Genomic DNA, 26,784 nt, shown 5'->3' on the forward strand with positions numbered 1-26,784 from the left:
TGATAAAGTCGGGAAAAATGAACATTTTTTAGAATAAGAATGTTCGTTTTTTTCTGTGAATATGGTATAATAAGTAAAAGACAAAAATGAATACTCTTCGAAAATCTCTTCAAACTAGGGTAGTACCGCCTTGTCGTATGTATATATGCAGGTATATTACAGGATTTGTCAGTTCTATCGACAATCTCAAAACAGTGTTTTGAATCACCAGCGACCAGCTTTCTAGTTTGCTTTTTGATTTTTTGAATAAAAATGGAATAGGAAATAGAAATGAAATTAAGAAGAAGTGATCGGATGGTTGTCATTTCCAACTATTTGATTAATCATCCTTATAAACTAACTAGTCTCAATACTTTTGCTGAAAAGTATGAATCTGCTAAATCATCCATCTCAGAGGATATCGTGATTATCAAACGCGCCTTTGAGGAAATCGAAATCGGTCACATCCAGACTGTGACTGGGGCTGGCGGAGGTGTTATCTTTACACCATCAATCTCAAACCATGATGCTAAGGAAATGGTTGAAGACTTGCGTGCCAAGTTGTCAGAAAGTGACCGTATCTTGCCAGGTGGCTACATCTACCTGTCTGATTTACTTAGCACACCAGCCATCTTGAAAAATATTGGTCGCATTATTGCCAAGAGCTTTATGGATCAAAAAATTGACGCGGTTATGACAGTAGCAACCAAGGGTGTGCCACTTGCAAATGCAGTTGCCAATGTCCTCAATGTCCCTTTTGTCATTGTGCGCCGTGACCTGAAAATTACCGAAGGTTCAACGGTTAGCGTCAACTATGTATCCGGTTCAAGTGGTGACCGTATCGAGAAAATGTTCCTTTCAAAACGGAGTCTCAAGGCAGGTAGCCGTGTCTTGATTGTGGATGACTTCTTGAAAGGCGGCGGAACTGTCAATGGGATGATTAGTCTCTTGCGCGAATTCGACTCAGAATTGGCAGGTGTAGCGGTCTTTGCGGACAATGCCCAAGAAGAACGTGAAAAGCAGTTTGAATACAAGTCACTCTTGAAGGTAACCAATATTGATGTCAAGAACCAAGCCATCGATGTTGAGATTGGTAATATTTTTGACACAGAAGAATAAAGGATAAAGGTTGGAACGGTTGTCCCAGCCTTTCTTTGCAAATAGAATAGAAGGAAACTTATGAAAACACCATTTATTAATAAAGAAGACTTAGAAGCGATTGTAGCCGAGTTCCCAACTCCCTTTCACTTATATGATGAGAAGGGAATTCGTGAGAAGGCAAGAGCCGTCAACCAAGCCTTTTCGTGGAACAAGGGCTTTAAGGAATATTTTGCAGTTAAGGCTACTCCAACCCCAGCTATTTTGAAAATTATCCAAGAGGAAGGCTGTGGTGTGGACTGCTCTAGTTACGTAGAGCTTTTGATGAGCCATAAACTGGATTTCCCTGGTTCTGAGATTATGTTCTCTTCAAACAATACGCCAGATAAGGAATATGCCTATGCGCGTGAATTAGGTGCGATCATTAACTTGGATGCCTTTGAAGATATTGAACATTTGGAGCGAGCAGCAGGCATTCCAGAAATCATCTCATGTCGTTATAATCCTGGAGGCGTTTTTGAACTGGGGACAGACATTATGGATAATCCTGGGGAGGCTAAGTTTGGTATGACCAAGGATCAACTCTTTGAATCCTTTGCCATCTTGAAGGAAAAAGGAGCCAAGACTTTTGGGATTCACTCCTTTCTAGCATCCAATACTGTCACCCATCTCTATTATCCAGAGTTGGCGCGTCAGCTTTTTGAATTGGCTGTTGAAATCAAGGAAAAGCTGGGTATTTCACTAGACTTTATCAATCTTTCCGGGGGTATTGGAGTCAACTATCGTCCTGAGCAGGAGCCAAATGATATCGCCTTGATTGGTGAGGGAGTTCGTAAGGTGTATGAAGAGGTTCTTACGCCAGCAGGTCTTGGTCAGGTCAAGATTTTCACCGAATTGGGTCGTTTTATGCTGGCACCTCACGGTGCTTTAGTCACAAGAGTCACTCATAAGAAGAAAACCTACCGTACCTATCTAGGTGTGGATGCATCAGCAGTCAACCTCATGCGTCCAGCTATGTACGGAGCCTACCACCATATTAGCAACATGACTCATCCAGATGGACCAGCTGAAGTGGTAGATGTGGTTGGTTCACTCTGTGAAAACAATGATAAATTTGCAGTCAATCGCGAACTGCCTTATACAGAAATCGGTGATTTGCTGGTCATTCATGATACAGGTGCCCACGGTTTTTCAATGGGCTACCAGTACAATGCCAAACTTCGTTCTGCGGAAATCCTTTATACTGAAGAAGGCAAAGCCCGTCAAATCCGCCGTGCAGAGCGCCCTGAAGACTATTTTGCAACCTTGTATGGTTTTGATTTTGAAGAATAATCTGAGAATAGATTGAAAATGAAATTGAAAAACAGATTGCTTTCTAAAAAATAGGTAAAAATCTTGTTTTTCCTTCAAGTCGTGATATAATAAAACTATAAAACGTTTTCAAGGAAGGTAACGATATGTCTGAAGAAACAATTGATTATGGACAAGTGACAGGAATGGTGCATTCGACAGAAAGTTTTGGGGCGGTAGATGGCCCTGGTATTCGCTTTATTATCTTTTTACAGGGCTGTCACATGCGTTGCCAGTATTGCCATAACCCAGATACTTGGGCTATGGAGTCCAATAAATCACGTGAACGGACGGTAGATGATGTCTTGACAGAAGCCTTGCGCTACCGTGGTTTCTGGGGAAATAAGGGCGGGATTACAGTCAGCGGAGGAGAAGCACTCTTGCAGATTGATTTCCTGATTGCCCTTTTCACCAAGGCTAAGGAACAAGGAATCCACTGTACCTTGGACACCTGTGCCCTTCCTTTCCGTAATAAACCACGTTACCTTGAAAAGTTTGACAAACTCATGGCTGTCACTGACTTGGTTCTCTTAGATATCAAGGAAATCAACGAAGAACAGCACAAGATTGTTACTAGCCAAACCAATAAAAATATCTTGGCCTGTGCCCAGTATCTATCAGATATTGGAAAACCTGTCTGGATTCGCCACGTGCTAGTTCCAGGATTGACAGACAGAGACGATGACTTGATTGAACTTGGTAAGTTCGTCAAGACTCTTAAAAATGTGGATAAGTTTGAAATTCTGCCTTATCACACCATGGGTGAGTTTAAATGGCGTGAATTGGGAATTCCCTATTCCCTCGAAGGGGTTAAACCACCAACAGCAGACCGCGTTAAGAACGCTAAACAACTCATGGATACCGAAAGTTACCAAGACTATACGAAACGTGTACATGGATAGAAAAGAAGCCTGATGGAAACATCGGGCTTTTGACTTGCAAAAAGACTTAGCAAATCAGCTAAGCCTTTCTTCTTATCTCGAACGTTGTTTTCCAGCGTTGCGATTTTTGTGTTTTTTCTTGCTTGTGATAGCAGTTGGTTGTTCAGGAGTAACGTCTTTTCGTCCACTTGGTGTAGAGAAAGCACTTGCTTTTGGTGGGTTCTTGGCTAGTTCTTCACGGACTTTTTTGCGAAGTTTTGGACGAACGATATAGTTGACGATAAACTGTTGGAGAATCATCATGAAACCACCGACAACCCAATAAAGTGTGACACTAGCTGGTGAGATGAGGGAGAAGCCGGCAATCATGACTGGGCTCACGTAAGCCATTTTTTTGATTTGATCTCTTTGCGTTTCATCTTCTACTCCGTGAAGTGAAAGGAGTGATTGAAGATAGTAAAGGACACCAGCGCAGGCAGCCAAAATCATACTTGGAGAGCCTAGAGGGATGCCTAGGTAGCTTGCTTGAGCAACACCTTCAGTATGTTGGGCAGTAAAGTAGATGGCAGAGAAGAAAGGCATTTGAAGGAGGAGAGGGAAACATCCTACACCACCAAACATACTGATGCCATGCTCTTTTTGAGCAGCAAAGAGAGCTTGTTGGGCTTCGAGTTTTTCTTCTTGAGTAGTTGCTTCCTTGAGACGCGTTTGGTGTGGCTCAAGGACGTGCTTGAGGGCGTTCATCTTTTCAGAGTGAAGCGTTGCCTTCCATGATTGGTAGATACCAAGTGGCAAGATAATCAAGCGCACGATAATGGTTACGATAATGATAGCGACACCAAAGCCTAGACCTTTATCATTGGCGAAGTACTTGATAGCTTCAGCCATAGGCGCTCCGAAAGTATTCCAAATGACTCCTGTTGGCTGGCCTGTGGTTTTATCGACATTGACACAGCCAGTCAAGACAAGCAACATAGCCACTCCCATAGCTGAGAGTGCAAAACGTTTAATAGATTTCACTGTTTTTATTCCTTCTTTAAAAATTATACCTTTCTATTCTACTGTTTTTTTACAAAATATACAATAGTTCTGGAGACCTAATTTGCGATTTTAAAGTCAGAGTAGGGAGGAAAGTTGCTCAGTTTGACATCTAAGTAGCTGACTTTTGAAAAAGGTGTTGGTCCTTTGCGGATTTCTTGGATAAATTTTGCCATGATAGCAGATGAGTCTGCTTGGGCTAAAATTTCCACTGTTCCATCGTCGTTATTCCATACTCGACCTGTGATGCCACCAATTTCAAGTGCCAGGCTATAAACACCCCAACGAAAGCCGACTCCCTGCACCCTACCTTGAGCAATCATTCTAACCTTTTGCATACCAAACCCCTTTGATTGTGTTATAATATTTCTATGACTATTATAACCTCAAAAGCCAATTCTGTGGTAAAAAATACCAAGAAATTACACCAAAAAAAATACCGCAAGACAGCCTACTTGATTGAAGGCTGGCACTTGTTTGAAGAAGCTGTCCAAGCTGGAGTGACGATTGAGAAAATCTTTGCCTTAGAAAATTACCGAGATCAGTTAGCCTCGTTTCCGCAAACTGTCTGGGTTTCAGAGGATATTTTACTAGATTTGGCGGATTCTCAGACTCCACAGGGAATTGTTGCCGTGGTTCAAAAAGAAGAAGTAGGACAAGCTGATTTGAGTCAGGGCAAGTTCTTATTTTTGGAAGATGTGCAAGATCCTGGTAATGTGGGAACGATCATTCGGACTGCGGATGCAGCAGGTTTTACTGGAGTGATTGTTTCAGATAAATCGGCAGATATCTACAGTCTCAAGACTCTACGTTCGATGCAAGGCAGTCATTTTCATCTGCCTATTTACCGGATGTCTAGTCAAGCGCTTCTTAAGGAAACCAAAGAGGCAGGTATCCCGGTGCTGGCAACAACTCTATCTAAAGATTCTGTTGATTACAGAGAACTGCCTTCTATAGAAAATTTTGTACTAGTCATGGGGAATGAGGGTCAAGGAATTAGTCCCCTCATGGCTGAAAGTGCAGACCAGTTGGTCCACATTAGTATGAAGGGGCAGGCAGAGAGTTTGAATGTTGCCATTGCAGCCGGTATTTTAATCTTCCATTTAAGCTAATTTTAACTTTTTTTGTTATAATCAAGGAAAGATGTTCACAGAAAAGGAGAAATGGATGAATCACACTATTATACATGACCGTGCAGGTCTCAATCAATTTTACGCTAAGGTTTATGCCTTTGTTGGTCTGGGAATCGGACTATCTGCTTTGGTATCAGGCCTTATGTTGACGGTCTTTCAGTCTCAGTTGGTTTACTTTTTGATGCAGGGGCGTTTCTGGTTGACCATTGCTACTTTTGCGGAGTTGGCTTTGGTTTTCGTTGCCAGTAGCATGGCTTCAAGAAATAGTCCAGCTGCTCTTCCAGTATTTTTGCTATACTCTGTTTTAAACGGTTTTACCCTTAGTTTTGTGGTAGCCTTCTATACTCCGGGTACAGTTTTATCTGCCTTTGTATCGAGCGCCCTTCTCTTCTTTGTCATGGCTGCAGTTGGTATCTTCACCAAGAAAGATTTGAGCGGTCTTGGTCGAGCTATGATGGCGGCTCTGATCGGTTTGATTATTGCTATGATAGTCAATATTTTCTTGTCTAGTGGTTTCTTTGATTATATGATTAGCGTAGCCATGGTCTTGGTTTTCTCAGGACTGATTGCTTGGGATAACCAAAAAATTCGCCTTGTCTATGAACAATCGCAAGGTCGTGTAGCGACAGGCTGGGTGGTGTCAATGGCTCTCAGTATCTATCTTGATTTTATCAATCTCTTCCTAAGTATTTTACGTATCTTTGGTCGTAATGATTAAAAGGTCTATAAAATCAGTGTTTTGAGTGACACTGATTTTTTTAAATTTTCTCTTTTCTTTTCTTGGAAATAGGTGTATAATGTTTTTAACTAATTTTTGAGGAGTAGTCTATGAAGAAAAGTTTTATCCACCAACAAGAAGAAATTTCCTTTGTCAAAAATACTTTTACCCAGTATTTGAAAGATAAGTTAGAAGTTGTCGAAGTTCAAGGTCCTATCTTGAGTAGGGTCGGTGATGGGATGCAGGACAACTTATCAGGTGTGGAGAATGCCGTATCGGTCAAGGTTCTCCAAATCCCTGATGCTACTTATGAAGTGGTGCACTCCCTTGCTAAATGGAAACGCCACACCTTGGCTCGTTTTGGCTTTGGTGAAGGAGAGGGTCTCTTTGTCCACATGAAAGCCCTTCGTCCAGATGAGGATTCCTTGGATGCAACCCACTCTGTTTATGTTGACCAGTGGGACTGGGAGAAGGTTATCCCAAATGGACAACGAAACATTGCCTACCTAAAAGAAACAGTTGAGAAGATTTACAAGGCTATTCGCCTGACTGAGCTAGCTGTTGAAGCCCGTTATGACATCGAGTCTATCTTGCCAAAACAAATCACCTTTATTCATACAGAAGAATTGGTAGAACGCTACCCAGACTTGACACCGAAAGAACGTGAAAATGCGATTTGTAAAGAATTTGGAGCCGTCTTTTTGATTGGTATCGGTGGCGAGTTGCCAGATGGTAAACCGCACGATGGACGTGCACCAGACTATGATGACTGGACAAGCGAGTCTGAAAATGGCTACAAGGGTCTAAATGGTGATATTCTTGTCTGGAATGAATCTCTGGGTGGAGCCTTTGAGTTGTCTTCTATGGGGATTCGTGTAGATGAAGAAACCCTTCGCCGTCAGGTTGCCATCACAGGTGATGAAGACCGCTTGGAATTGGAATGGCACAAGGCTTTGTTGAACGGCCTATTCCCATTGACAATCGGTGGAGGAATTGGACAATCTCGTATGGCCATGTTCCTACTTCGCAAGAGACACATCGGAGAAGTGCAAACAAGTGTTTGGCCTCAAGAAGTCCGCGATACTTACGAAAATATTTTGTAGAGAATCGAACCGCAAGGTTCGGTTTTCTTTCTCTTTTTGTCTATAATTTGGTATAATAAACAGTATGAAAATCGTATCAGGAATCTATGGGGGACGTCCCCTCAAGACACTAGAAGGCAAGACAACAAGACCTACTTCGGATAAGGTTAGGGGAGCCATTTTTAACATGATTGGTCCCTACTTTGAAGGGGGACGAGTCTTGGACCTTTATGCAGGTAGTGGTGGTTTATCTATCGAAGCAGTATCGCGTGGCATGTCCAGTGCTGTTTTGGTGGAGCGAGACCGTAAGGCTCAGACCATCGTGGCTGAAAATATCCAGATGACCAAGGAAGTTGGAAAATTTCAACTCCTCAAGATGGATGCAGAAAGGGCATTGGATCAGGTATATGGGGAATTTGACCTTATTTTCTTAGACCCTCCTTATGCCAAGGAACAAATGGTAGCAGATATTGAAAAAATGGCTGAGAGAGAGCTTTTTTCTGAAGATGTCATGGTTGTGTGTGAGACGGATAAGGCCGTTGAACTTCCAGAAGAAATTGCCTGCCTGGGTATCTGGAAGGAAAAGATTTATGGAATTAGTAAGGTGACAGTCTATGTCAGATAAGATTGGCTTATTCACAGGCTCATTTGATCCGATGACAAATGGGCATCTGGATATGATTGAACGGGCGAGCAGACTTTTTGATAAGCTCTATGTTGGTATTTTTTTTAATCCCCACAAACAAGGATTTCTCTCTATCGAAAGTCGTAAACGGGGGTTAGAAAAGGCTTTGGAACATTTGGGGAATGTTGAAGTCGTGTTTTCTCATGATGAATTGGTTATTGATGTTGCAAAAAGACTGGGGGCTACTTGTCTAGTGCGTGGTTTGAGGAATGCAGCGGATTTGCAATATGAAGCCAGTTTTGATTACTACAACCATCAGCTGTCTCCTGATATAGAGACCATTTATTTACATAGCCGACCTGAACATCTCTATATTAGTTCATCAGGCGTTAGAGAGCTTTTGAAGTTTGGTCAGGATATTGCTTGCTATGTTCCCGAGAGTATTTTGGAGGAAATAAGAAATGAAAAAAAAAGATTAGATGGCCCTTATATGTCATTGCGGCCTTGATTGTGACCTTCTTGGCATTTGTGGTGCCTTTGCCCTACTATATAGAGGTTCCAGGTGGTTCGGAAGATATTCGCCAAGTCCTCAAAGTCAATGACACAGAAGATAAGGAAGCTGGGGCCTATCAATTCGTTACGGTTGGTGTCCAGCACGCTACTTTAGCCCATATGATTTATGCGTGGTTGACGCCTTTTACAGATATTCGTAGTGCCCAAGAGACTACAGGTGGCTCTTCCGATGTTGAATTTATGCGGATCAATCAATTCTACATGCAAACATCACAAAATATGGCCAAGTATCAAGGTCTAAAAACAGCTGGTAAGGATATCGAGCTCAAGTACTTTGGGGTTTATGTCTTGAATGTGACGGATAATTCAACCTTTAAAGGGATTCTCAATATCTCTGATACGGTCACAGCAGTCAATGATCAGACCTTTGATAGTTCCAAGGACTTGATTGATTACGTCAGTTCTCAACAATTAGGGGACTCCGTCAAGGTGACCTATGAAGAGGATGGGCAAACCAAGTCTGCAGAAGGAAAGATTATCACCTTGGAAAATGGCAAAAATGGAATTGGAATCGGCTTGATTGACCGTACAGAAGTAACCAGTGATGTCCCAATTAGTTTTTCAACAGCTGGTATTGGCGGCCCAAGTGCTGGTCTCATGTTTAGTCTAGCTATCTATACTCAAATAGCTCACCCAGATCTTCGTAATGGTCGTATTGTTGCTGGTACAGGTACCATTGACCGCGATGGGAATGTGGGGGATATTGGAGGTATTGATAAAAAAGTTGTAGCTTCGGCTAGGGCAGGTGCCGCTATTTTCTTTGCCCCTGATAATCCTGTTAGCGAAGAAGAACAAAAAGCACACCCGGATGCAAAAAACAACTACCAAACAGCCCTAGAAGCATCCAAAACAATCAAGACAGATATGAAAATCGTGCCCGTTAAAACCCTACAAGATGCAATTGATTACTTGAAAAACAATCCCTAGTTTTTAAGTGAAGTTTCCAAACTAGCGCGCAAACAGAGAAGATGGTATAATAGTCAAATGGTTCAATTATTATTCACTCTAAGCAGTCACACGCTCTTTATTTATGTGAGTTTTTACCTTCTAAAGGATCTTGTTAGATGGGAAAAGGTTTTAAAAGTGACAGATGAGAATACAAGAAAAGTTCGTTTATTGCTAGCTCTTTTCAGCATTGTCATGGGCTACATCCTGAGTTCTTTCTTTATCAGCCTGTATCAGTTGTGGCAAGAAGCGCTTAGAGGATTATTATAAAATCAAGAGTAAAGGAAACGAGTATGGACAAAATTGTGGTTCAAGGTGGCGATAATCGTCTGGTAGGAAGTGTAACCATCGAAGGAGCAAAGAATGCAGTCTTGCCCTTGTTGGCAGCGACTATTCTAGCAAGTGAAGGAAAGACAGTCTTACAGAATGTACCGATCTTGTCGGATGTCTTTATTATGAATCAGGTGGTTGGTGGTTTGAATGCCAAGGTTGACTTTGATGAGGAAGCCCATCTTGTCAAGGTGGATGCTACTGGCGACATCACTGAGGAAGCCCCTTACAAGTATGTCAGCAAGATGCGCGCTTCCATCGTTGTATTAGGGCCAATCCTTGCCCGTGTGGGTCATGCCAAGGTATCCATGCCAGGTGGTTGTACCATTGGTAGCCGTCCTATTGATCTTCATTTGAAAGGTCTGGAAGCTATGGGGGTTAAGATTAGTCAGACAGCTGGTTACATCGAAGCCAAGGCAGAACGCTTGCATGGCGCTCATATCTATATGGACTTTCCAAGTGTTGGTGCAACGCAGAACTTGATGATGGCAGCGACCCTAGCTGATGGGATGACAGTGATTGAAAATGCTGCGCGTGAGCCTGAGATTGTTGACTTAGCCATTCTCCTTAATGAAATGGGAGCCAAGGTCAAAGGTGCTGGTACAGAGACTATTACCATTACTGGTGTTGAGAAACTTCATGGTACGACTCACAACGTAGTCCAAGACCGTATCGAAGCAGGAACCTTTATGGTAGCTGCTGCCATGACTGGTGGTGATGTCTTGATTAAAGACGCTGTTTGGGAGCACAACCGTCCCTTGATTGCCAAATTGCTTGAAATGGGAGTGGAAGTGACAGAGGAGACTGAAGGAATTCGAGTTCGCTCTCAACTAGAAAATCTAAAAGCTGTTCATGTAAAAACCTTGCCCCACCCAGGATTTCCAACAGATATGCAGGCTCAATTTACAGCCTTGATGACAGTTGCAAAAGGCGAATCAACCATGGTGGAGACAGTTTTCGAAAATCGTTTCCAACATCTAGAAGAAATGCGTCGCATGGGCTTGCATTCTGAGATTATCCGTGATACAGCTCGTATTGTTGGTGGTCAACCTTTGCAGGGAGCGGAAGTTCTTTCTACTGACCTTCGTGCCAGTGCAGCCTTGATTTTGACAGGTTTGGTAGCACAGGGAGAAACTGTGGTCGGTAAATTGGTTCACTTGGATAGAGGTTACTACGGTTTCCATGAGAAGTTGGCGCAGCTAGGTGCTAAGATTCAGCGGATTGAGGCAAGTGATGAAGATGAATAAGAAATCAAGCTACGTAGTCAAGCGTTTACTTTTAGTCATCATAGTACTGATTTTAGGTACTCTGGCTCTAGGAATCGGTTTAATGGTAGGTTATGGAATCTTGGGCAAGGGTCAAGATCCATGGGCTATCCTGTCTCCAGCAAAATGGCAGGAATTGATTCATAAATTTACAGGAAATTAGGCTGGAGAACCAGCCTTTTTCTAAAGATAAGGAGAAATATGAACAAAAAAACAAGACAGACACTAATCGGACTGCTAGTGTTATTGCTTTTGTCTACAGGGAGCTATTATATCAAGCAGATGCAGTCGGCACCTAATAGTCCTAAAACCAAGCTTAGTCAGAAAAAACAAGCGTCTGAAGCTCCTAGTCAAGCATTGGCAGAGAGTGTCTTAACAGACGCAGTCAAAAACCAAGTAAAAGGGAGTCTGGAGTGGAACGGATCAGGTGCTTTTATCGTCAATGGTAATAAAACAAACCTAAATGCCAAGGTTTCAAGTAAGCCCTACGCTGATAATAAAACAAAGACGGTGGGCAAGGAGACCGTACCAACCGTGGCTAATGCCCTCTTGTCTAAGGCTACTCGTCAGTACAAGAATCGTGAAGAAACTGGGAATGGTTCGACTTCATGGACTCCTCCAGGCTGGCATCAGGTCAAGAATCTAAAGGGCTCTTATACCCATGCAGTCGATAGAGGTCATCTGTTAGGCTATGCCTTAATCGGTGGTTTGGATGGTTTTGATGCCTCGACAAGCAATCCTAAAAACATTGCTGTTCAGACAGCCTGGGCAAATCAGGCGCAGGCCGAGGATTCGACTGGTCAAAACTATTATGAAAGTAAGGTGCGTAAAGCCTTGGACCAAAACAAGCGTGTCCGTTACCGTGTAACCCTTTACTACGCTTCAAACGAGGATTTAGTTCCTTCAGCTTCACAGATTGAAGCCAAGTCTTCAGATGGAGAATTGGAATTTAATGTTCTAGTTCCCAATGTTCAAAAGGGGCTTCAACTGGATTACCGAACTGGAGAAGTAACTGTAACTCATACTCAATGAAAATCAAAAAGCAAACTAGGAAGCTAGCCGCAGGTTGCTCAAAGCACAGCTTTGAGGTTGCAGATAAAGCTGACGTGGTTTGAAGAGATTTTCGAAGAGTATCAGTAAAAGATAAGATAAACTCCTATATCACTTATGGATGTAGGAGTTCTTTTTTCTAGTTTAAGTAGGGCTAGAGTAGGTACTAAGAAAAAATGGTAACTTCTAAAACTAACTTCCAGTTTCCCACAACCTAGCTTTTAGTATGAGAAAAACGCGTGAAATCAGTGGAAATCCGTCTTAGACTAACTTCCAGTTTTGGGAGAGAGATGGAAGTTACTTTGAGAAGTTACGCTAAGAAAAAAATAATATGTATTGGATTAAATTTTGTGATATAATAAAGGATAAGATACTATTTTAGGAGAAGAACTATGGAAGACCCAAGTAGTCAGAATTTGTTGCTACAATTTGTTTTATTGTTTATCTTGACGGTATTAAATGCCTTTTTCTCAGCCACAGAAATGGCCATGGTTTCTCTTAATCGTGCCCGAGTTGAACAAAAGGCGGAAGAAGGAGACAGACGCTACATCCGCCTGCTGAAGGTACTAGAAAATCCTAACCACTTTTTATCAACCATTCAGGTAGGAATCACCCTGATTACAATCTTATCAGGGGCGAGTTTAGCTGATACTCTAGGACGTGTGATTGCCTCTTGGCTTGGGAATAGCGAAACAGCACAAGCAGTGGCAACTTTTCTATCCTTGGCATTTTTGACCTATATTTCCATCGTTTTTGGGGAATTATATCCTAAGAGAATCGCTCTTAATCTAAAGGATGCCTTGGCCATTCGTACAGCGCCGGTTATCATTGGGATCGGAAAACTAGTCAGTCCTTTTGTTTGGCTTTTAGCTGCTTCGACCAATTTCTTGAGCCATTTGACTCCTATGTCATTTGATGATGCGGATGAAAAGATGACCCGTGATGAAATTGCCTATATGCTGACAAATAGTGAAGAAACGTTGGATGCTGATGAGATTGAGATGCTACAAGGTGTCTTTTCGCTCGATGAACTGATGGCACGAGAGGTTATGGTTCCTCGGACAGATGCTTTTATGGTGGATATTCAGGATGATAGTCAAAGCATTATCCAAAGTATTTTAAAACAAAACTTTTCCCGTATACCAGTTTACGATGGGGATAAGGACAATGTAATTGGAATCATTCACACCAAGAGTCTCCTTAAGGCTGGTTTTGTGGATGGTTTTGATAATATTGTTTGGAAGAAAATCTTACAAGATCCACTTTTTGTACCTGAAACTATTTTTGTGGATGACTTGCTAAAAGAATTGCGCAATACCCAAAGACAAATGGCAATCTTGCTGGATGAATACGGTGGTATGGCTGGTTTGGTGACTTTGGAAGACCTCTTAGAGGAAATTGTTGGTGAAATTGATGATGAAACGGACAAAGCAGCAATAGATGTTCATCAGATTGGCGAGGATACCTACATTGTTCAAGGAACGATGACCCTCAATGATTTCAATAATTACTTTGATGTTGAACTGGAAAGTGATGACGTTGATACCATTGCTGGTTACTATTTGACAGGAGTGGGGACCATTCCGACGACTGAGAAACTTAGCTATGAATTGGTCAGCCAAAACAAACAACTTATCTTAACCAATGATAAAGTGAAAAATGGACGTGTTACCAAGGTAAAAGTCCAAATTACCGAAGTTGAAATAGAAGAAGAAACAGAGTAAACTAGAGGCTTTTGTCACCAGGTGTGACGAAGCTTTTTTCAGTTGATTTCATGAGGGAATTATGTCATGGAAAGAACTTTGCCCCAAAAGTTTTTCAAAATTATCCGTATTTATCAGAAGAAAAATAAAAAAGCCCTTCAAATTGGGCTTTCTGTTCATTTGAAACCTGATAAATCAAGTTATAGAAGGCGGTAGACGGATTTGAACCGACGATCAAGCTTTTGCAGAGCCGTGCCTTACCACTTGGCTATACCGCCTTAACGTTTCTTATTATACCTTGAAAATGATTTTCAGTCAATAGCTTTTTCAGTTTTTTGTACCATAGTGTGATTCGAATGTAATGCTAAGTTTTCTATGGGAAAAAGATTACCAAAAATCTACTGAATCCCCTTGAAAAATCTAGCTAATTAGGGTATAATATAAATAATCATTTGTCGTAGGTTTTGTCTGAAATATTGTCCAGACAAGGCTCACAGCAGTTAAATCTTCTGAAAAAGTCAGATTTAGCTGCTCTTTTTGTGCTTTTTTTCAGGATTTTGAGTACTTGTAATAAAGACTTAAAAATTCTGAAAATTCATCAAAGGGACACGGTGATAAGGGTTTTACAACCATATGACGATTAGAAAGCCTGATTGACAAGGCTTGGAACTTATTTACAAAGGAGAATCATCTTGGCAGGACATGACGTTCAATACGGGAAACATCGTACCCGTCGTAGTTTTTCAAGAATCAAAGAAGTTCTTGACTTACCAAATTTGATTGAAATTCAAACTGACTCATTCAAAGATTTCCTAGACCACGGTCTTAAGGAAGTGTTTGAAGATGTATTGCCAATTTCAAACTTCACAGACACAATGGAGTTGGAATTTGTTGGATATGAAATCAAGGAACCCAAATATACGCTAGAAGAAGCTCGTATTCACGATGCTAGCTACTCAGCACCAATTTTTGTAACCTTCCGCTTGATCAATAAAGAAACAGGCGAAATCAAGACCCAAGAAGTTTTCTTTGGTGATTTCCCGATCATGACAGAAATGGGTACTTTCATTATCAATGGTGGTGAACGTATCATTGTATCTCAGTTGGTTCGCTCGCCAGGTGTTTACTTTAATGACAAAGTAGATAAGAACGGTAAAGTGGGCTATGGTTCAACTGTTATCCCTAACCGTGGAGCTTGGTTGGAACTTGAAAGCGACTCAAAAGATATTACCTACACTCGTATCGACCGTACTCGTAAGATTCCATTTACAACCTTGGTTCGTGCGCTTGGTTTCTCAGGTGATGATGAAATCTTTGATATCTTTGGTGATAGCGAATTGGTTCGCAACACTGTTGAAAAAGATATCCACAAGAATCCAATGGACTCTCGTACAGACGAAGCTTTGAAAGAAATCTACGAACGCCTTCGTCCAGGTGAGCCTAAGACAGCTGAAAGCTCACGTAGCTTGCTTGTGGCTCGTTTCTTTGACCCACGTCGCTATGACTTAGCAGCAGTTGGTCGTTACAAGATCAATAAAAAACTCAATGTTAAAACACGCTTGCTTAACCAAACCATTGCAGAGCCATTGGTAGACCCTGAAACTGGAGAAATCTTGGTAGAAGCTGGAACTGTTATGACTCGTAGTGTGATTGAAAGCATTGAAAGCCATTTGGATGGTGACTTGAACAAGATTGTTTATATTCCAAATGATGCAGCCGTTGTGACTGAGCCAGTTGTTCTTCAAAAATTCAAGGTTGTTGCACCAACTGATCCAGACCGCGTCGTAACCATCATTGGTAATGCCAATCCAGATGACAAAGTTCGTATCGTCACTCCTGCAGATATCCTTGCTGAGATGAGCTACTTCCTCAACTTGGCTGAAGGACTTGGCCGTGTAGATGATATCGACCACCTTGGAAACCGTCGTATCCGTGCAGTTGGTGAATTGCTTGCCAACCAAGTACGTCTCGGACTTTCTCGTATGGAACGTAATGTCCGTGAACGTATGTCTGTTCAAGACAACGAAGTCTTGACGCCACAACAAATCATCAACATCCGTCCTGTAACAGCTGCGGTGAAAGAATTCTTTGGTTCATCACAGTTGTCACAGTTCATGGACCAACACAACCCACTTTCTGAGTTGTCTCACAAACGCCGTTTGTCAGCCTTAGGACCTGGTGGTTTGACACGTGACCGCGCTGGATATGAAGTACGTGACGTGCACTACACTCACTATGGTCGTATGTGTCCCATCGAGACACCTGAAGGACCTAACATCGGTTTGATCAATAACTTGTCATCTTACGGACATTTGAACAAGTATGGTTTTGTTCAAACACCATACCGTAAGGTTGACCGTGAAACAGGCGTTGTTACGAACGAAATCGTTTGGTTGACAGCCGATGAAGAAGATGAATTTACTGTAGCACAGGCTAATTCTCGTCTGAATGAAGATGGAACATTTGCTGAGAAAGTTGTCATGGGACGTCACCAAGGGGTTAACCAAGAGTATCCAGCTAATATTGTTGACTACATGGACGTTTCACCAAAACAGGTAGTTGCCGTTGCGACAGCATGTATTCCTTTCTTGGAAAACGATGACTCCAACCGTGCCCTCATGGGAGCCAACATGCAACGTCAGGCTGTGCCATTGATCAATCCTCAGGCACCTTACGTTGGTACTGGTATGGAATACCAAGCAGCCCACGATTCAGGAGCTGCTGTGATTGCTCAGTATGATGGTAAAGTTACTTACGCAGATGCTGACAAGGTAGAAGTTCGTCGTGAAGATGGTTCATTGGACGTTTATCACATCCAAAAATTCCGTCGTTCAAACTCAGGTACTGCTTACAACCAACGCACTCTCGTAAAAGTTGGCGATGTCGTTGAAAAAGGTGATTTCATCGCTGACGGACCTTCTATGGAAAATGGGGAAATGGCACTTGGACAAAACCCAATCGTTGCCTACATGACTTGGGAAGGTTACAACTTCGAGGATGCTGTTATCATGAGCGAACGCTTGGTCAAAGACGATGTCTACACATCTGTCCACCTTGAAGAATACGAATCAGAAACGCGCGATACAAAGCTTGGGCCTGAAGAAATCACTCGTGAAATTCCAAACGTTGGTGAAGATGCCCTTAAAGACCTTGACGAAATGGGTATTATCCGTATCGGTGCTGAGGTTAAAGAAGGCGACATCCTTGTAGGTAAAGTAACACCTAAGGGTGAGAAAGACCTTTCAGCTGAAGAACGTCTCTTGCACGCTATCTTCGGAGACAAATCTCGTGAAGTGCGTGATACTTCTCTTCGTGTACCACACGGTGCCGATGGTGTCGTTCGTGATGTTAAGATCTTTACACGTGCAAATGGAGATGAGTTGCAATCAGGTGTTAACATGCTGGTTCGCGTTTACATCGCTCAAAAACGTAAGATCAAGGTCGGAGATAAGATGGCCGGACGTCACGGAAACAAGGGGGTTGTCTCTCGTATCGTTCCTGTAGAAGATATGCCTTACCTTCCAGACGGAACTCCAGTCGACATCATGTTGAACCCACTTGGGGTGCCATCACGTATGAATATCGGTCAGGTTATGGAGCTCCACCTTGGTATGGCGGCTCGTACTCTTGGTATTCACATCGCAACACCAGTCTTTGACGGAGCAAGTTCTGAAGACCTTTGGTCAACTGTTAAAGAAGCAGGTATGGATAGCGATGCCAAAACAATCCTTTACGATGGCCGTACTGGGGAGCCGTTTGATAACCGTGTTTCTGTCGGAGTCATGTACATGATCAAACTCCACCATATGGTTGACGATAAATTGCACGCGCGTTCAGTCGGACCTTACTCAACCGTTACCCAACAACCACTCGGAGGTAAAGCTCAGTTTGGTGGACAACGTTTCGGTGAGATGGAGGTTTGGGCTCTTGAAGCCTACGGTGCCTCAAATGTCCTTCAAGAAATCTTGACTTACAAGTCTGACGATATTAACGGACGTTTGAAAGCTTATGAAGCTATTACAAAAGGAAAACCAATTCCAAAACCAGGTGTTCCAGAATCCTTCCGAGTTCTTGTCAAAGAATTGCAATCTCTTGGTCTTGACATGCGTGTCCTAGACGAGGATGACCAAGAAGTGGAACTTCGCGACTTGGATGAAGGAATGGACGAAGATGTCATCCACGTAGATGACCTTGAAAAAGCCCGCGAGAAAGCAGCACAAGAGGCTAAAGCAGCCTTTGAAGCTGAAGAAGCTGAAAAAGCAACAAAAGCGGAAGCAACAGAAGAAGCTGCTGAAGAATAAGCAGTTCACTTAGAATAGAAAGGGAAGAAATAGTGGTTGATGTAAATCGTTTTAAAAGTATGCAAATCACCCTAGCTTCTCCAAGCAAAGTCCGTTCATGGTCTTATGGAGAAGTCAAAAAACCTGAAACAATCAATTACCGTACCTTGAAACCAGAACGTGAAGGACTCTTTGATGAAGTTATCTTTGGTCCTACAAAAGACTGGGAATGTGCTTGTGGTAAGTACAAACGCATTCGTTACAGAGGGATTGTTTGTGACCGTTGTGGGGTTGAAGTAACGCGTACAAAAGTTCGTCGTGAGCGTATGGGGCATATCGAATTGAAAGCTCCTGTATCTCACATCTGGTACTTCAAGGGGATTCCAAGTCGTATGGGCTTGACCCTTGATATGAGCCCTCGTGCCCTCGAGGAAGTTATCTATTTTGCGGCTTATGTGGTGATTGATCCTAAGGATACACCACTGGAGCACAAGTCTATCATGACAGAGCGCGAATACCGTGAGCGCTTGCGTGAATATGGTTATGGATCATTCGTTGCCAAGATGGGTGCCGAAGCCATCCAAGACCTTTTGAAACAAGTAGATCTTGAAAAAGAAATTGCTGAACTCAAAGAAGAATTGAAAACAGCTACTGGACAAAAACGTGTCAAAGCCATCCGTCGTTTGGATGTTTTAGATGCCTTCTACAAATCTGGAAACAAACCTGAATGGATGATTCTCAACATCCTTCCGGTTATTCCACCAGATCTTCGTCCAATGTTGCAGTTGGATGGTGGCCGTTTTGCCTCATCTGACTTGAACGACCTTTACCGCCGTGTTATCAACCGTAACAACCGTTTGGCTCGTTTGCTTGAGTTGAATGCGCCTGGTATCATCGTTCAAAATGAGAAGCGTATGCTTCAAGAAGCGGTTGACGCTTTGATTGACAATGGTCGTCGTGGTCGTCCAATCACAGGACCAGGTAGTCGTCCTCTTAAATCATTGAGCCACATGCTTAAAGGGAAACAAGGACGCTTCCGTCAAAACTTGCTTGGTAAACGTGTTGACTTCTCAGGACGTTCCGTTATCGCCGTTGGTCCAACTCTTAAGATGTACCAATGTGGTGTGCCACGTGAAATGGCGATCGAGCTCTTTAAACCATTCGTGATGCGTGAAATTGTTGCGCGTGATATCGTGCAAAACGTCAAAGCAGCTAAACGCTTGGTCGAACGTGGAGATGAGCGTATCTGGGATATCCTTGAAGAAGTGATCAAAGAACACCCAGTGCTTTTGAACCGCGCACCGACCCTTCACCGTTTGGGTATCCAAGCCTTCGAGCCAGTCTTGATTGATGGTAAGGCCCTTCGCTTGCACCCGCTTGTCTGTGAAGCCTACAATGCCGACTTTGACGGGGACCAAATGGCCATCCACGTACCGCTTTCAGAAGAAGCCCAAGCAGAAGCTCGTATCCTCATGCTCGCTGCTGAGCACATCTTGAACCCGAAAGATGGTAAACCAGTTGTTACTCCATCTCAGGACATGGTTTTGGGTAACTACTACTTGACTATGGAAGAAGCTGGTCGTGAAGGTGAAGGAATGGTCTTCAAAGACCGTGACGAAGCGGTTATGGCTTACCGTAATGGTTATGTTCACCTTCACTCACGTGTTGGTATCGCAACAGACAGTCTCAACAAGCCTTGGACAGAAGAGCAAAAACACAAGGTATTGCTTACAACAGTTGGTAAAATCCTCTTCAACGACATCATGCCAGAGGGGTTACCATACTTGCAAGAACCAAACAATGCCAACTTGACAGAAGGCGTTCCAGCCAAATACTTCTTGCCACTAGGTGGGGACATCAAGGAAGCTATCAGAAAACTTGAACTTAACCCTCCATTCAAGAAGAAAAACCTTGGAAATATCATCGCTGAAATCTTCAAACGTTTCCGTACGACAGAAACTTCTGCCCTACTTGACCGTATGAAGAACCTCGGTTACCACCACTCAACTCTTGCAGGATTGACAGTGGGTATCGCCGATATCCCAGTCGTTGATGACAAGGCTGAAATCATTGAAGAATCACACAAACGTGTAGAACAAATCACAAAACAATTCCGTCGTGGTATGATTACAGACGACGAGCGTTACAATGCCGTTACAGCTGAATGGCGTGCTGCCCGTGAAAAACTAGAGAAACGTTTGATTGCTAACCAAGATCCTAAGAACCCAATCGTTATGATGATGGATTCTGGAGCCCGTGGTAACATCTCAAACTTCTCACAGCTGGCCGGTATGCGTGGTCTGATGGCTGCTCCGAATGGACGTATCATGGAATTGCCAATCCTTTCAAACTTCCGCGAAGGTTTGTCAGTACTCGAAATGTTCTTCTCAACTCACGGTGCGCGTAAAGGTATGACCGATACGGCCCTTAAGACAGCCGACTCAGGTTACTTGACTCGTCGTTTGGTTGACGTTGCCCAAGATGTTATCATCCGTGAGGACGACTGTGGAACAGACCGTGGTCTCTTGATCCGTTCTATCGCAGAAGGAAAGGAGATGATTGAGTCTCTCGAAGAGCGTCTCAATGGTCGCTACACTAAGAAAACTGTTAAACATCCAGAAACTGGTGCAGTGATTATCGGTCCAAATGAGTTGATTACAGAAGACAAGGCGCGTGAAATTGTTAATGCTGGTGTGGAAGAAGTGACTATCCGCTCTGTATTTACATGTAACACTCGTCATGGTGTCTGCCGTCACTGTTATGGTATCAACTTGGCGACTGGTGATGCGGTTGAAGTTGGTGAAGCAGTTGGTACAATCGCTGCCCAATCTATCGGGGAACCGGGGACACAGCTTACAATGCGTACCTTCCACACGGGTGGGGTTGCCTCAAATACCGATATCACTCAGGGTCTTCCTCGTGTCCAAGAAATCTTTGAAGCCCGCAATCCTAAAGGGGAAGCGGTTATCACAGAGGTTAAAGGACAAGTTACTGCTATCGAAGAAGATGCATCAACTCGTACCAAGAAAGTCTTTGTTAAGGGCGAAACTGGTGAAGGTGAGTACGTCGTTCCATTTACAGCTCGTATGCGTGTTGAAGTTGGGGACCAAGTAGCGCGTGGTGCTGCTCTTACAGAAGGTTCTATCCAACCAAAACGTCTCCTTGCAGTTCGCGATGTCTTGTCAGTTGAAACTTACCTTCTTGGTGAAGTACAAAAAGTTTACCGTAGCCAAGGGGTGGAAATCGGTGACAAACACATCGAGGTAATGGTTCGTCAAATGATCCGTAAAGTGCGTGTCATGGATCCAGGTGACACAGATCTTCTCATGGGTACCCTCATGGATATCAATGACTTTACAGATGCTAACAAGGATGTTCTTATCGCAGGTGGAGTTCCAGCGACTGGTCGACCAGTCCTTATGGGAATTACCAAAGCCTCACTTGAAACAAACAGTTTCTTGTCAGCAGCTTCCTTCCAGGAAACAACTCGTGTCCTTACAGATGCGGCTATCCGTGGTAAGAAAGACCATCTCCTTGGACTTAAAGAAAATGTTATCATCGGTAAAATCATCCCAGCAGGTACTGGTATGGCCCGTTACCGTAACCTTGAACCACATGCTATCAATGAAGAAGAATACCTTAATCCTCCAGTAGAGGAAGAAGGAAATGAAGAAACAACAGAAGTAGTTGTGGATACTGTCGTTGAAACTGTGGAAGAAACAGTAGAATAAAAGAGAATGAGAGAGCCTTCGGGTTCTCTTTCTATTTTCTGAAAACTTTCTCCGTTTTTCCAAGAAATGTGGTAAAATAAAAGAAAGAAGCTGACAAAGGAGACAGGTATGGAACAAACATTCTTTATTATTAAACCAGATGGTGTAAAAAGAGGATTAGTAGGTGAAGTGTTGAAACGTATCGAACAACGTGGATTTACAATTGAAAAATTGGAGTTGCGTTCACAGCTTTCAGAAGAGCTGATTGACCAGCACTATCAGGACTTGGTTGGTCAGAGTTTTTACCCACCGATTCGTGAATTTATGACTTCAGGCCCAGTTTTTGTAGGTATCATTTCTGGTCCTAAAGTAATCGAAACTTGGCGGATCATGATGGGTGCAACTCGTCCAGAAGAAGCTTTACCAGGAACTATTCGAGGTGATTTTGCAAAAGCTGCTGGAGAAAATGAGGTTATCCAAAATGTTGTACATGGTTCGGATTCAGAAGAGTCAGCTAAGCGAGAAATTGCTCTTTGGTTTTAAGAGTTGATTGGCTCAATCAATCGGTTAAAAGCTCATTTGAATAGAAAGTATAGTCACATAAAAAAGAAAGGACTAACTTCGTCCTTTCTCATTCTTAGTTTTTCTTCAACCCACTACAGTTAACAAAGAGTCTTAATTCTTAAAAATTGATAGAGTTGACAAATGGTAGAAAAAAGCTCTTTTTACTAAGTTAAGTATCAACTACAGTTACGATTAGCATTCGTTACCGAACCCATTCGCCATTATAATTGACAGAATAGCCATCTACGGTCGTATTCACTGCCAAAGCACCTGAGCTATAAGCATAGTACCATTTGCCATTAACCTGGAACCAACCTGTCTTCATATCTCCATTACTTGCATTTAGGTAGTACCAAGTTGAACCATCTTGATACCAACCAGTTGCCATAGCTCCTGAGGAATGGAGATAGTACCATTTGTTCCCAAGGTTTTGCCAACCTGTTTTCATATCGCCATTTGGCTGGTCTAAATAATACCAAGTGGTACCTTCCTGATACCAGCCAGTGGTCATTGCACCTGATGAACGGAGGTAGTACCACTTATTGCCAATTTGCTTCCAACCAGTTTGCATGATACCAGTTTCTGAATCTAGATAGTACCAAGCTGAACCATCATTTATCCAACCTACACGTCTTTCACCACCAAGATTCTTATTCCCAGAATTTCCTGTTTTTGCTAGGTAATACCAGTTAGATTGATCATAAAGCCAACCTGTCTTTAAATAATGATCTTGATCAAAGTAGTAGTATGCTAATTTAAGAACTTCGGGACCTTCCCAGCCTTCACCATGTTTTTTCCCAACGGTTAAGGAATATTTTAGCTCTAATTCTTGCCAACCAACAAACTCTTGTAGCACTCCATTTTCGTCAAAGTAGTACCATTCTGGCATTGGGGAACCTTCTAATCTGATACCATTAGGGTAAGGACCAATTGTATATCCTTTAACTGGCATTGGAATGTACTGCCAACCAACAACCATTTCGCCATTATAATCAAAATAATAGGTCTTCCCATCAATCACTCGCCAGTCCGTTTCTTTGAGGTCCCCCTTTTTGTAATAGGTTCTACCGTTTTCTTGGACAAACTGCCATCCTTCAGAGTTATCTGCAAATACTGTATTCGTAGCTAGCAAACCAAAGAAAATTACTGTTAGTCCAGCTTGCATAGTTTTTTTCAAAAGTTTCATTTATATATACCTCCAATATTAAATCCATTCACCAGATGAAGCGAAATTATAAACTTTACCATCAATAGTTTGGCTACCTGTAACCATTGCTCCACTTGAATTGAGATAATACCAATTTCCTCCCACTTTTATCCAACCGGTTTTCATGTCTCCATTTTTATTATCTAAGTAATACCATCTGCCTCGTATATATTTCCAACCTGTTGCCATTGAACCAGAGGTTTCCAGATAATACCATTTCCCATTTACTTTTTGCCAATCTGTGAGCATCTTACCGGAGGCGTCTAGATAGTACCAAGTGTCATTTATCTTTTGCCAACCTGTTTGTTTCGTACTGTTCTTATAATAGTACCAAGTACCACCAATCAATTTCCAACCATCAATAGAATGCCCTCGAATAACAGAGTAGATGAAAGATAGAGCCTTCTCATTTAACTTGACAGCATAATTCATTTGTTCTGCCTCACTCCCATTGGTATGAACTCCGACAACCCTATTGGTAGAATCATATACTGCTGAACCGCTTGCACCACGCAAAGTATCTACTTGATAGAATAAAAAATCATTTGTATCTTGAAGTATCGTTTTTGTATCAGTATACATCTGCTTAATATCCTTATTAACAGCAGAATATCCCGTAACTGTTACATCTAGATTTTTAGTATTTTCTAAATTATTTGGAAGTCCTAACGTCCCCAATTGAGCGCCAATCGGTTCTTCCAAAATTAAAACTGCTAAGTCATAGGTAGTAAGCTCATCTGGATCAGTATTTCGAAATTCTTTTAAATAACGAACTTCTTTGACTTTTATTTCACCAAATGGATTACTATCTGGAGTAGCCGCAGGCATAATCTCTACTTCAGTCGCTTCTGTTTTGGATTCACGGTCATAAACGACATGAGCTGCTGTAATCAAAACATTGTCTTTGATAAAGGAAGCACTTCCTCTACCTGTACCTATTTCTACTGAATCGGCATTTTTAAATTTGAATGTTGCTTTTACATAAGCTGATGTAGAGTAAGGATATTGTAAAGTATTTTTTACCTTAACTAAATCATTTTTGCCAATAATGACTTCTGACTGATTTGTATAATATTGACCATAAGTCGGTGAAACATCGGGAAGTGAAAAATTATTAGTTCCTGGATCCTCTTGTAATGTTTCACTTACCTCATACTCCTCGCCTGTACTTGAAATAACAGTCAACGCAGATACTGTCGGTAGCTGACTAGCTAATAAAGTACTAGCAATAATTGAAATACCGAATTTGCGATAAAATGTTTTCTTCATTTTTATAATTCATTCCTTTCGTTTCACTCAAGGCACAACACAGAATGAAAAAGTGTTGTGCTCTTTGTTTTATAATAACAGTGAGAAAGCCTATCACTACTACAAATCACGGGGAGGTGAATAAGTGAGTGGTACAGCCACTACCTCGCATTTTTATAGGTGTCATTCTTTCCATCAAGCACAAGAACTGTGACTAAGAGCACGTAAACTTATAATTGAATAAGCGACTCGTTTGTGAAAGGAAAGAATAGTCAAGGGATAGGCAGACTCAAATTTTATGAAGGGAGCCCCCTCATGTTAAAAATTATTTATATGGCATCGAAAAGCTATCATCGCTATCTGTCGCAGATTATTGGTTGCCATCTACCACGTACTTTTAAAACAGGAGAGTTATAATCCAAGATTACAAGGTCTTACAGAAATAAGAAATTCAGATAAGACAATGTCTGTCCAAGATGCCGTTCGTTTTGCACAACAGCACGGATTCAAGGTGCTTTAATTTTAAAGGTTGGGTATCAAGACCTCTTTTTAGTGTGCCCAAAATTTAGAGAAGTAATCAATCAACTAACTTTTATTTTTTCAAACTTGCCCCTACAATTTTTAATGAATAATAAAAGCGAATATACTAGAGACTAATTCTATTCCATTATTCTTTAATCAGCCTTCCCAACATCAAGACCATTGGACTTCTTTTGTGATTGCACTCGAATCTCCAATTGTCTATTCTTCTGAATAAACTGTTGGTAAGGAATTGTATTACTAAACATAAAAACACCTAGCAATGCAAATGTAACTAATTTTTTAATTCCACGTTTTTTTCTCATGCAATGAAACCCCTTTCTTTTTCCTTGTTTTTATTCTAACAGATATATTTTATTTAGCCAAGTGTTTTTATTGCATTTTGAACTTTTTTTCTTATTATTACCATAAAGAATTATTTGTTTCTTTAACTTACTATTTTGAACTAAAAACTTTATAATGAAATTAAGCAAATAGGAAGGTTTATTATCTTTAATGAATACACTCGCAGAGAAATTCAGATTGAAAAGAAAAGAGTTGAGACTCTCCCAACAAACTCTTGCAGAAGGAATTTGTGAACAAAGCCAGATTAGTAAAATTGAAAGAGGTCATTTTATTCCCTCCGCAGACTTGTTATTCAAACTCTCTCAACGACTTGAAGTCCCTTTGGATTACTTTTTCAATGAACAAATCGAAGTTAAGTCTAACCTCTCTAATTTCAAACATCTATCTGCTCGCCTATTAGATGACAGAAATTATGACGATTTAGAATATCTTTATAAAATAGAGGTAGAACGAAGCACTTTTCTAACATTAGAAGACCGAACTTACCTTGAATGGATTAAATCTATAATTGACTTCTATCAATACGACAGTAAGTGTGAGGCAATTTCGTCATTGGAAAATATATTATTAAAAGTCTCTTCAAATACTCTGATTTATTTAAAGGCCTTGAATACTCTATCTAATTTCTATTCCTTAGAGGGTCGTGAACAAGAATATGAGGCAAACTACTCTCATTTGATGGAGTTATATCAGACAAAAAATTTTGAGCATCAAGAGTTTTTATTTGGCTACATCAGAGTTCGTTACAATTACGCTCACTACCTAGTATCAAAGGAAAAATATAATGAAGCCATCCAAGAAGCTCTTGAGACTATCGAACTCTGTAAAGAGAGGCAAACAAGTTACCAACTAGCTCCCCTGCTCGTTCTCGTTGGAAATTGTGGAACACAATTCCTTGGCAAAGAACAAGTCAAAAATTATTATATAGAAGCAAGAGAGCTATGCAAGATTTATAACAATCCTTTCTCTGTGAAAATTGCAAGTTTTTCCCACCTTTTCTCAATACTGAAACAACATCTTTCCAGAACTTCAATAATTTCTTTTTGTGTTAAATCATTATTTAACTAAATCTTTGGAGGCAATACGTTTTCAAAGCTACTTTTTACCATAGATTTTGAGC

23 protein-coding genes, 1 tRNA gene and 1 pseudogene are annotated in these 26,784 nt (G+C 41.6%); 19 read left to right on the forward strand and 6 right to left on the reverse strand.

Annotated elements, in window-relative coordinates; all coding sequences use genetic code 11:
* The first annotated feature begins 270 nt into the window (after positions 1-270).
* The 3 genes from purR to pflA all read left to right on the forward strand — a co-directional run bounded on the left by purR (position 271) and on the right by pflA (position 3,329).
* Positions 271-1,098: a pur operon repressor gene (gene purR, locus HT699_RS08905; protein ID WP_007284882.1), complete on the forward strand. Its 828-nt coding sequence runs from the start codon at positions 271-273 to the stop codon at positions 1,096-1,098.
* A gap of 60 nt (positions 1,099-1,158) precedes the next feature.
* Positions 1,159-2,409, forward strand: a complete 1,251-nt coding sequence (locus HT699_RS08910; protein WP_100104503.1) for a diaminopimelate decarboxylase — start codon at positions 1,159-1,161, stop codon at positions 2,407-2,409.
* A 125-nt stretch (positions 2,410-2,534) separates the two neighbouring features.
* The gene (pflA, locus tag HT699_RS08915) at positions 2,535-3,329 is read left to right on the forward strand and encodes a pyruvate formate-lyase-activating protein (RefSeq protein ID WP_138700479.1); all 795 of its coding nucleotides are present in this window, start codon (positions 2,535-2,537) and stop codon (positions 3,327-3,329) included.
* A gap of 72 nt (positions 3,330-3,401) precedes the next feature.
* On the opposite strand, the gene yidC is transcribed toward pflA, so the two are convergent.
* Both yidC and HT699_RS08925 read right to left on the reverse strand, forming a co-directional pair.
* Positions 3,402-4,328 carry a membrane protein insertase YidC gene (gene yidC, locus HT699_RS08920; protein ID WP_054388445.1) on the reverse strand — a complete coding sequence of 309 codons (927 nt, stop codon included), beginning with the start codon at positions 4,326-4,328 and terminating at the stop codon, positions 3,402-3,404.
* Between the two features lie 77 nt (positions 4,329-4,405).
* On the reverse strand, positions 4,406-4,684 hold the full coding sequence (locus tag HT699_RS08925; RefSeq protein ID WP_001174613.1) for an acylphosphatase: 279 nt from the start codon (positions 4,682-4,684) through the stop codon (positions 4,406-4,408).
* 33 nt (positions 4,685-4,717) lie between these two features.
* Between HT699_RS08925 and HT699_RS08930 the strand changes: the two genes are divergently transcribed.
* The 11 genes from HT699_RS08930 to HT699_RS08980 all read left to right on the forward strand — a co-directional run bounded on the left by HT699_RS08930 (position 4,718) and on the right by HT699_RS08980 (position 13,791).
* The gene (locus tag HT699_RS08930; protein ID WP_172930568.1) at positions 4,718-5,458 is read left to right on the forward strand and encodes an RNA methyltransferase; all 741 of its coding nucleotides are present in this window, start codon (positions 4,718-4,720) and stop codon (positions 5,456-5,458) included.
* Between the two features lie 55 nt (positions 5,459-5,513).
* On the forward strand, positions 5,514-6,197 hold the full coding sequence (locus HT699_RS08935; RefSeq protein ID WP_172930569.1) for a Bax inhibitor-1/YccA family protein: 684 nt from the start codon (positions 5,514-5,516) through the stop codon (positions 6,195-6,197).
* Between the two features lie 110 nt (positions 6,198-6,307).
* Complete coding sequence (asnA, locus tag HT699_RS08940) at positions 6,308-7,300, forward strand: aspartate--ammonia ligase (protein WP_050107540.1); 993 nt, start codon at positions 6,308-6,310, stop codon at positions 7,298-7,300.
* Positions 7,301-7,364: 64 nt separating this feature from the next.
* Positions 7,365-7,904 carry a 16S rRNA (guanine(966)-N(2))-methyltransferase RsmD gene (rsmD, locus tag HT699_RS08945; RefSeq protein WP_172934288.1) on the forward strand — a complete coding sequence of 180 codons (540 nt, stop codon included), beginning with the start codon at positions 7,365-7,367 and terminating at the stop codon, positions 7,902-7,904.
* On the forward strand, positions 7,894-8,412 hold the full coding sequence (gene coaD, locus HT699_RS08950) for a pantetheine-phosphate adenylyltransferase (RefSeq protein WP_172934289.1): 519 nt from the start codon (positions 7,894-7,896) through the stop codon (positions 8,410-8,412). The genes rsmD and coaD overlap by 11 nt, the downstream gene beginning before the upstream one ends.
* Positions 8,379-9,404 carry a SepM family pheromone-processing serine protease gene (locus HT699_RS08955; RefSeq protein ID WP_172934293.1) on the forward strand — a complete coding sequence of 342 codons (1,026 nt, stop codon included), beginning with the start codon at positions 8,379-8,381 and terminating at the stop codon, positions 9,402-9,404. Before coaD ends, HT699_RS08955 begins: the two co-directional genes overlap by 34 nt.
* 57 nt (positions 9,405-9,461) lie before the next feature.
* Complete coding sequence (locus tag HT699_RS08960) at positions 9,462-9,692, forward strand: DUF1146 family protein (protein WP_080976830.1); 231 nt, start codon at positions 9,462-9,464, stop codon at positions 9,690-9,692.
* Between the two features lie 23 nt (positions 9,693-9,715).
* A complete protein-coding gene (gene murA / locus HT699_RS08965; protein WP_172933820.1) occupies positions 9,716-10,999 on the forward strand; it encodes a UDP-N-acetylglucosamine 1-carboxyvinyltransferase in 1,284 nt (427 codons plus the stop codon).
* Positions 10,992-11,180 carry a DNA-directed RNA polymerase subunit beta gene (locus HT699_RS08970; protein ID WP_001036519.1) on the forward strand — a complete coding sequence of 63 codons (189 nt, stop codon included), beginning with the start codon at positions 10,992-10,994 and terminating at the stop codon, positions 11,178-11,180. Before murA ends, HT699_RS08970 begins: the two co-directional genes overlap by 8 nt.
* 38 nt (positions 11,181-11,218) lie before the next feature.
* Entirely contained in the window at positions 11,219-12,049 is an 831-nt protein-coding gene (gene endA / locus HT699_RS08975; protein WP_001036782.1) for a DNA-entry nuclease EndA, read from the forward strand.
* A 410-nt stretch (positions 12,050-12,459) separates the two neighbouring features.
* Positions 12,460-13,791 (forward strand): hemolysin family protein, encoded by a 1,332-nt coding sequence (locus HT699_RS08980; RefSeq protein WP_000390030.1) that lies wholly within the window; start codon positions 12,460-12,462, stop codon positions 13,789-13,791.
* Positions 13,792-13,977: 186 nt separating this feature from the next.
* On the opposite strand, the gene HT699_RS08985 is transcribed toward HT699_RS08980, so the two are convergent.
* A tRNA-Cys gene (locus HT699_RS08985) sits at positions 13,978-14,048 on the reverse strand.
* 414 nt (positions 14,049-14,462) lie between these two features.
* Here HT699_RS08985 and rpoB point away from each other — a divergent pair.
* From rpoB to ndk, 3 genes are all read left to right on the forward strand, one after another.
* A complete protein-coding gene (rpoB, locus tag HT699_RS08990; protein WP_172934290.1) occupies positions 14,463-18,071 on the forward strand; it encodes a DNA-directed RNA polymerase subunit beta in 3,609 nt (1,202 codons plus the stop codon).
* A 32-nt stretch (positions 18,072-18,103) separates the two neighbouring features.
* The gene (gene rpoC, locus HT699_RS08995) at positions 18,104-21,781 is read left to right on the forward strand and encodes a DNA-directed RNA polymerase subunit beta' (RefSeq protein ID WP_172934291.1); all 3,678 of its coding nucleotides are present in this window, start codon (positions 18,104-18,106) and stop codon (positions 21,779-21,781) included.
* Between the two features lie 108 nt (positions 21,782-21,889).
* Positions 21,890-22,303 carry a nucleoside-diphosphate kinase gene (gene ndk / locus HT699_RS09000; protein ID WP_023936737.1) on the forward strand — a complete coding sequence of 138 codons (414 nt, stop codon included), beginning with the start codon at positions 21,890-21,892 and terminating at the stop codon, positions 22,301-22,303.
* Between the two features lie 223 nt (positions 22,304-22,526).
* Here the strand turns inward: ndk and cbpJ are convergent, their stop codons facing one another.
* Together cbpJ and HT699_RS09010 are read right to left on the reverse strand one after the other, a co-directional pair.
* Entirely contained in the window at positions 22,527-23,510 is a 984-nt protein-coding gene (gene cbpJ, locus HT699_RS09005; protein ID WP_172934292.1) for a choline-binding protein CbpJ, read from the reverse strand.
* Positions 23,511-23,528: 18 nt separating this feature from the next.
* Positions 23,529-24,470, reverse strand: coding sequence for a trypsin-like serine protease (locus HT699_RS09010; protein WP_057532025.1), 942 nt, complete (start codon positions 24,468-24,470; stop codon positions 23,529-23,531).
* Between the two features lie 646 nt (positions 24,471-25,116).
* Here HT699_RS09010 and HT699_RS12050 point away from each other — a divergent pair.
* Positions 25,117-25,299: pseudogene (locus tag HT699_RS12050) on the forward strand (IS110 family transposase); the annotation flags it as partial.
* Positions 25,300-25,453: 154 nt separating this feature from the next.
* Here HT699_RS12050 and HT699_RS12055 read toward each other — a convergent pair.
* Positions 25,454-25,624, reverse strand: coding sequence for a PhrA family quorum-sensing system peptide (locus HT699_RS12055; protein ID WP_001227865.1), 171 nt, complete (start codon positions 25,622-25,624; stop codon positions 25,454-25,456).
* Between the two features lie 190 nt (positions 25,625-25,814).
* Between HT699_RS12055 and HT699_RS09015 the strand changes: the two genes are divergently transcribed.
* Complete coding sequence (locus tag HT699_RS09015) at positions 25,815-26,732, forward strand: helix-turn-helix transcriptional regulator (RefSeq protein ID WP_138704246.1); 918 nt, start codon at positions 25,815-25,817, stop codon at positions 26,730-26,732.
* Positions 26,733-26,784: the final 52 nt, after the last annotated feature.

The organism is Streptococcus sp. 1055 (assembly GCF_013276815.1).
Lineage (GTDB): Bacteria > Bacillota > Bacilli > Lactobacillales > Streptococcaceae > Streptococcus > Streptococcus pseudopneumoniae.

Coding starts and splice junctions, on each gene's coding strand:
- HT699_RS12055 (WP_001227865.1), bottom strand. CDS start 25,624: ATGAGAAAAAAACGTGGAATTAAAAAATTAGTTACATTTGCATTGCTA.
- asnA (WP_050107540.1), top strand. CDS start 6,308: ATGAAGAAAAGTTTTATCCACCAACAAGAAGAAATTTCCTTTGTCAAA.
- HT699_RS08930 (WP_172930568.1), top strand. CDS start 4,718: ATGACTATTATAACCTCAAAAGCCAATTCTGTGGTAAAAAATACCAAG.
- HT699_RS09015 (WP_138704246.1), top strand. CDS start 25,815: ATGAATACACTCGCAGAGAAATTCAGATTGAAAAGAAAAGAGTTGAGA.
- coaD (WP_172934289.1), top strand. CDS start 7,894: ATGTCAGATAAGATTGGCTTATTCACAGGCTCATTTGATCCGATGACA.
- cbpJ (WP_172934292.1), bottom strand. CDS start 23,510: ATGAAACTTTTGAAAAAAACTATGCAAGCTGGACTAACAGTAATTTTC.
- endA (WP_001036782.1), top strand. CDS start 11,219: ATGAACAAAAAAACAAGACAGACACTAATCGGACTGCTAGTGTTATTG.
- HT699_RS08970 (WP_001036519.1), top strand. CDS start 10,992: ATGAATAAGAAATCAAGCTACGTAGTCAAGCGTTTACTTTTAGTCATC.
- HT699_RS08960 (WP_080976830.1), top strand. CDS start 9,462: ATGGTTCAATTATTATTCACTCTAAGCAGTCACACGCTCTTTATTTAT.
- HT699_RS08910 (WP_100104503.1), top strand. CDS start 1,159: ATGAAAACACCATTTATTAATAAAGAAGACTTAGAAGCGATTGTAGCC.
- ndk (WP_023936737.1), top strand. CDS start 21,890: ATGGAACAAACATTCTTTATTATTAAACCAGATGGTGTAAAAAGAGGA.
- pflA (WP_138700479.1), top strand. CDS start 2,535: ATGTCTGAAGAAACAATTGATTATGGACAAGTGACAGGAATGGTGCAT.
- purR (WP_007284882.1), top strand. CDS start 271: ATGAAATTAAGAAGAAGTGATCGGATGGTTGTCATTTCCAACTATTTG.
- HT699_RS08980 (WP_000390030.1), top strand. CDS start 12,460: ATGGAAGACCCAAGTAGTCAGAATTTGTTGCTACAATTTGTTTTATTG.
- murA (WP_172933820.1), top strand. CDS start 9,716: ATGGACAAAATTGTGGTTCAAGGTGGCGATAATCGTCTGGTAGGAAGT.
- HT699_RS08925 (WP_001174613.1), bottom strand. CDS start 4,684: ATGCAAAAGGTTAGAATGATTGCTCAAGGTAGGGTGCAGGGAGTCGGC.
- HT699_RS08935 (WP_172930569.1), top strand. CDS start 5,514: ATGAATCACACTATTATACATGACCGTGCAGGTCTCAATCAATTTTAC.
- rsmD (WP_172934288.1), top strand. CDS start 7,365: ATGAAAATCGTATCAGGAATCTATGGGGGACGTCCCCTCAAGACACTA.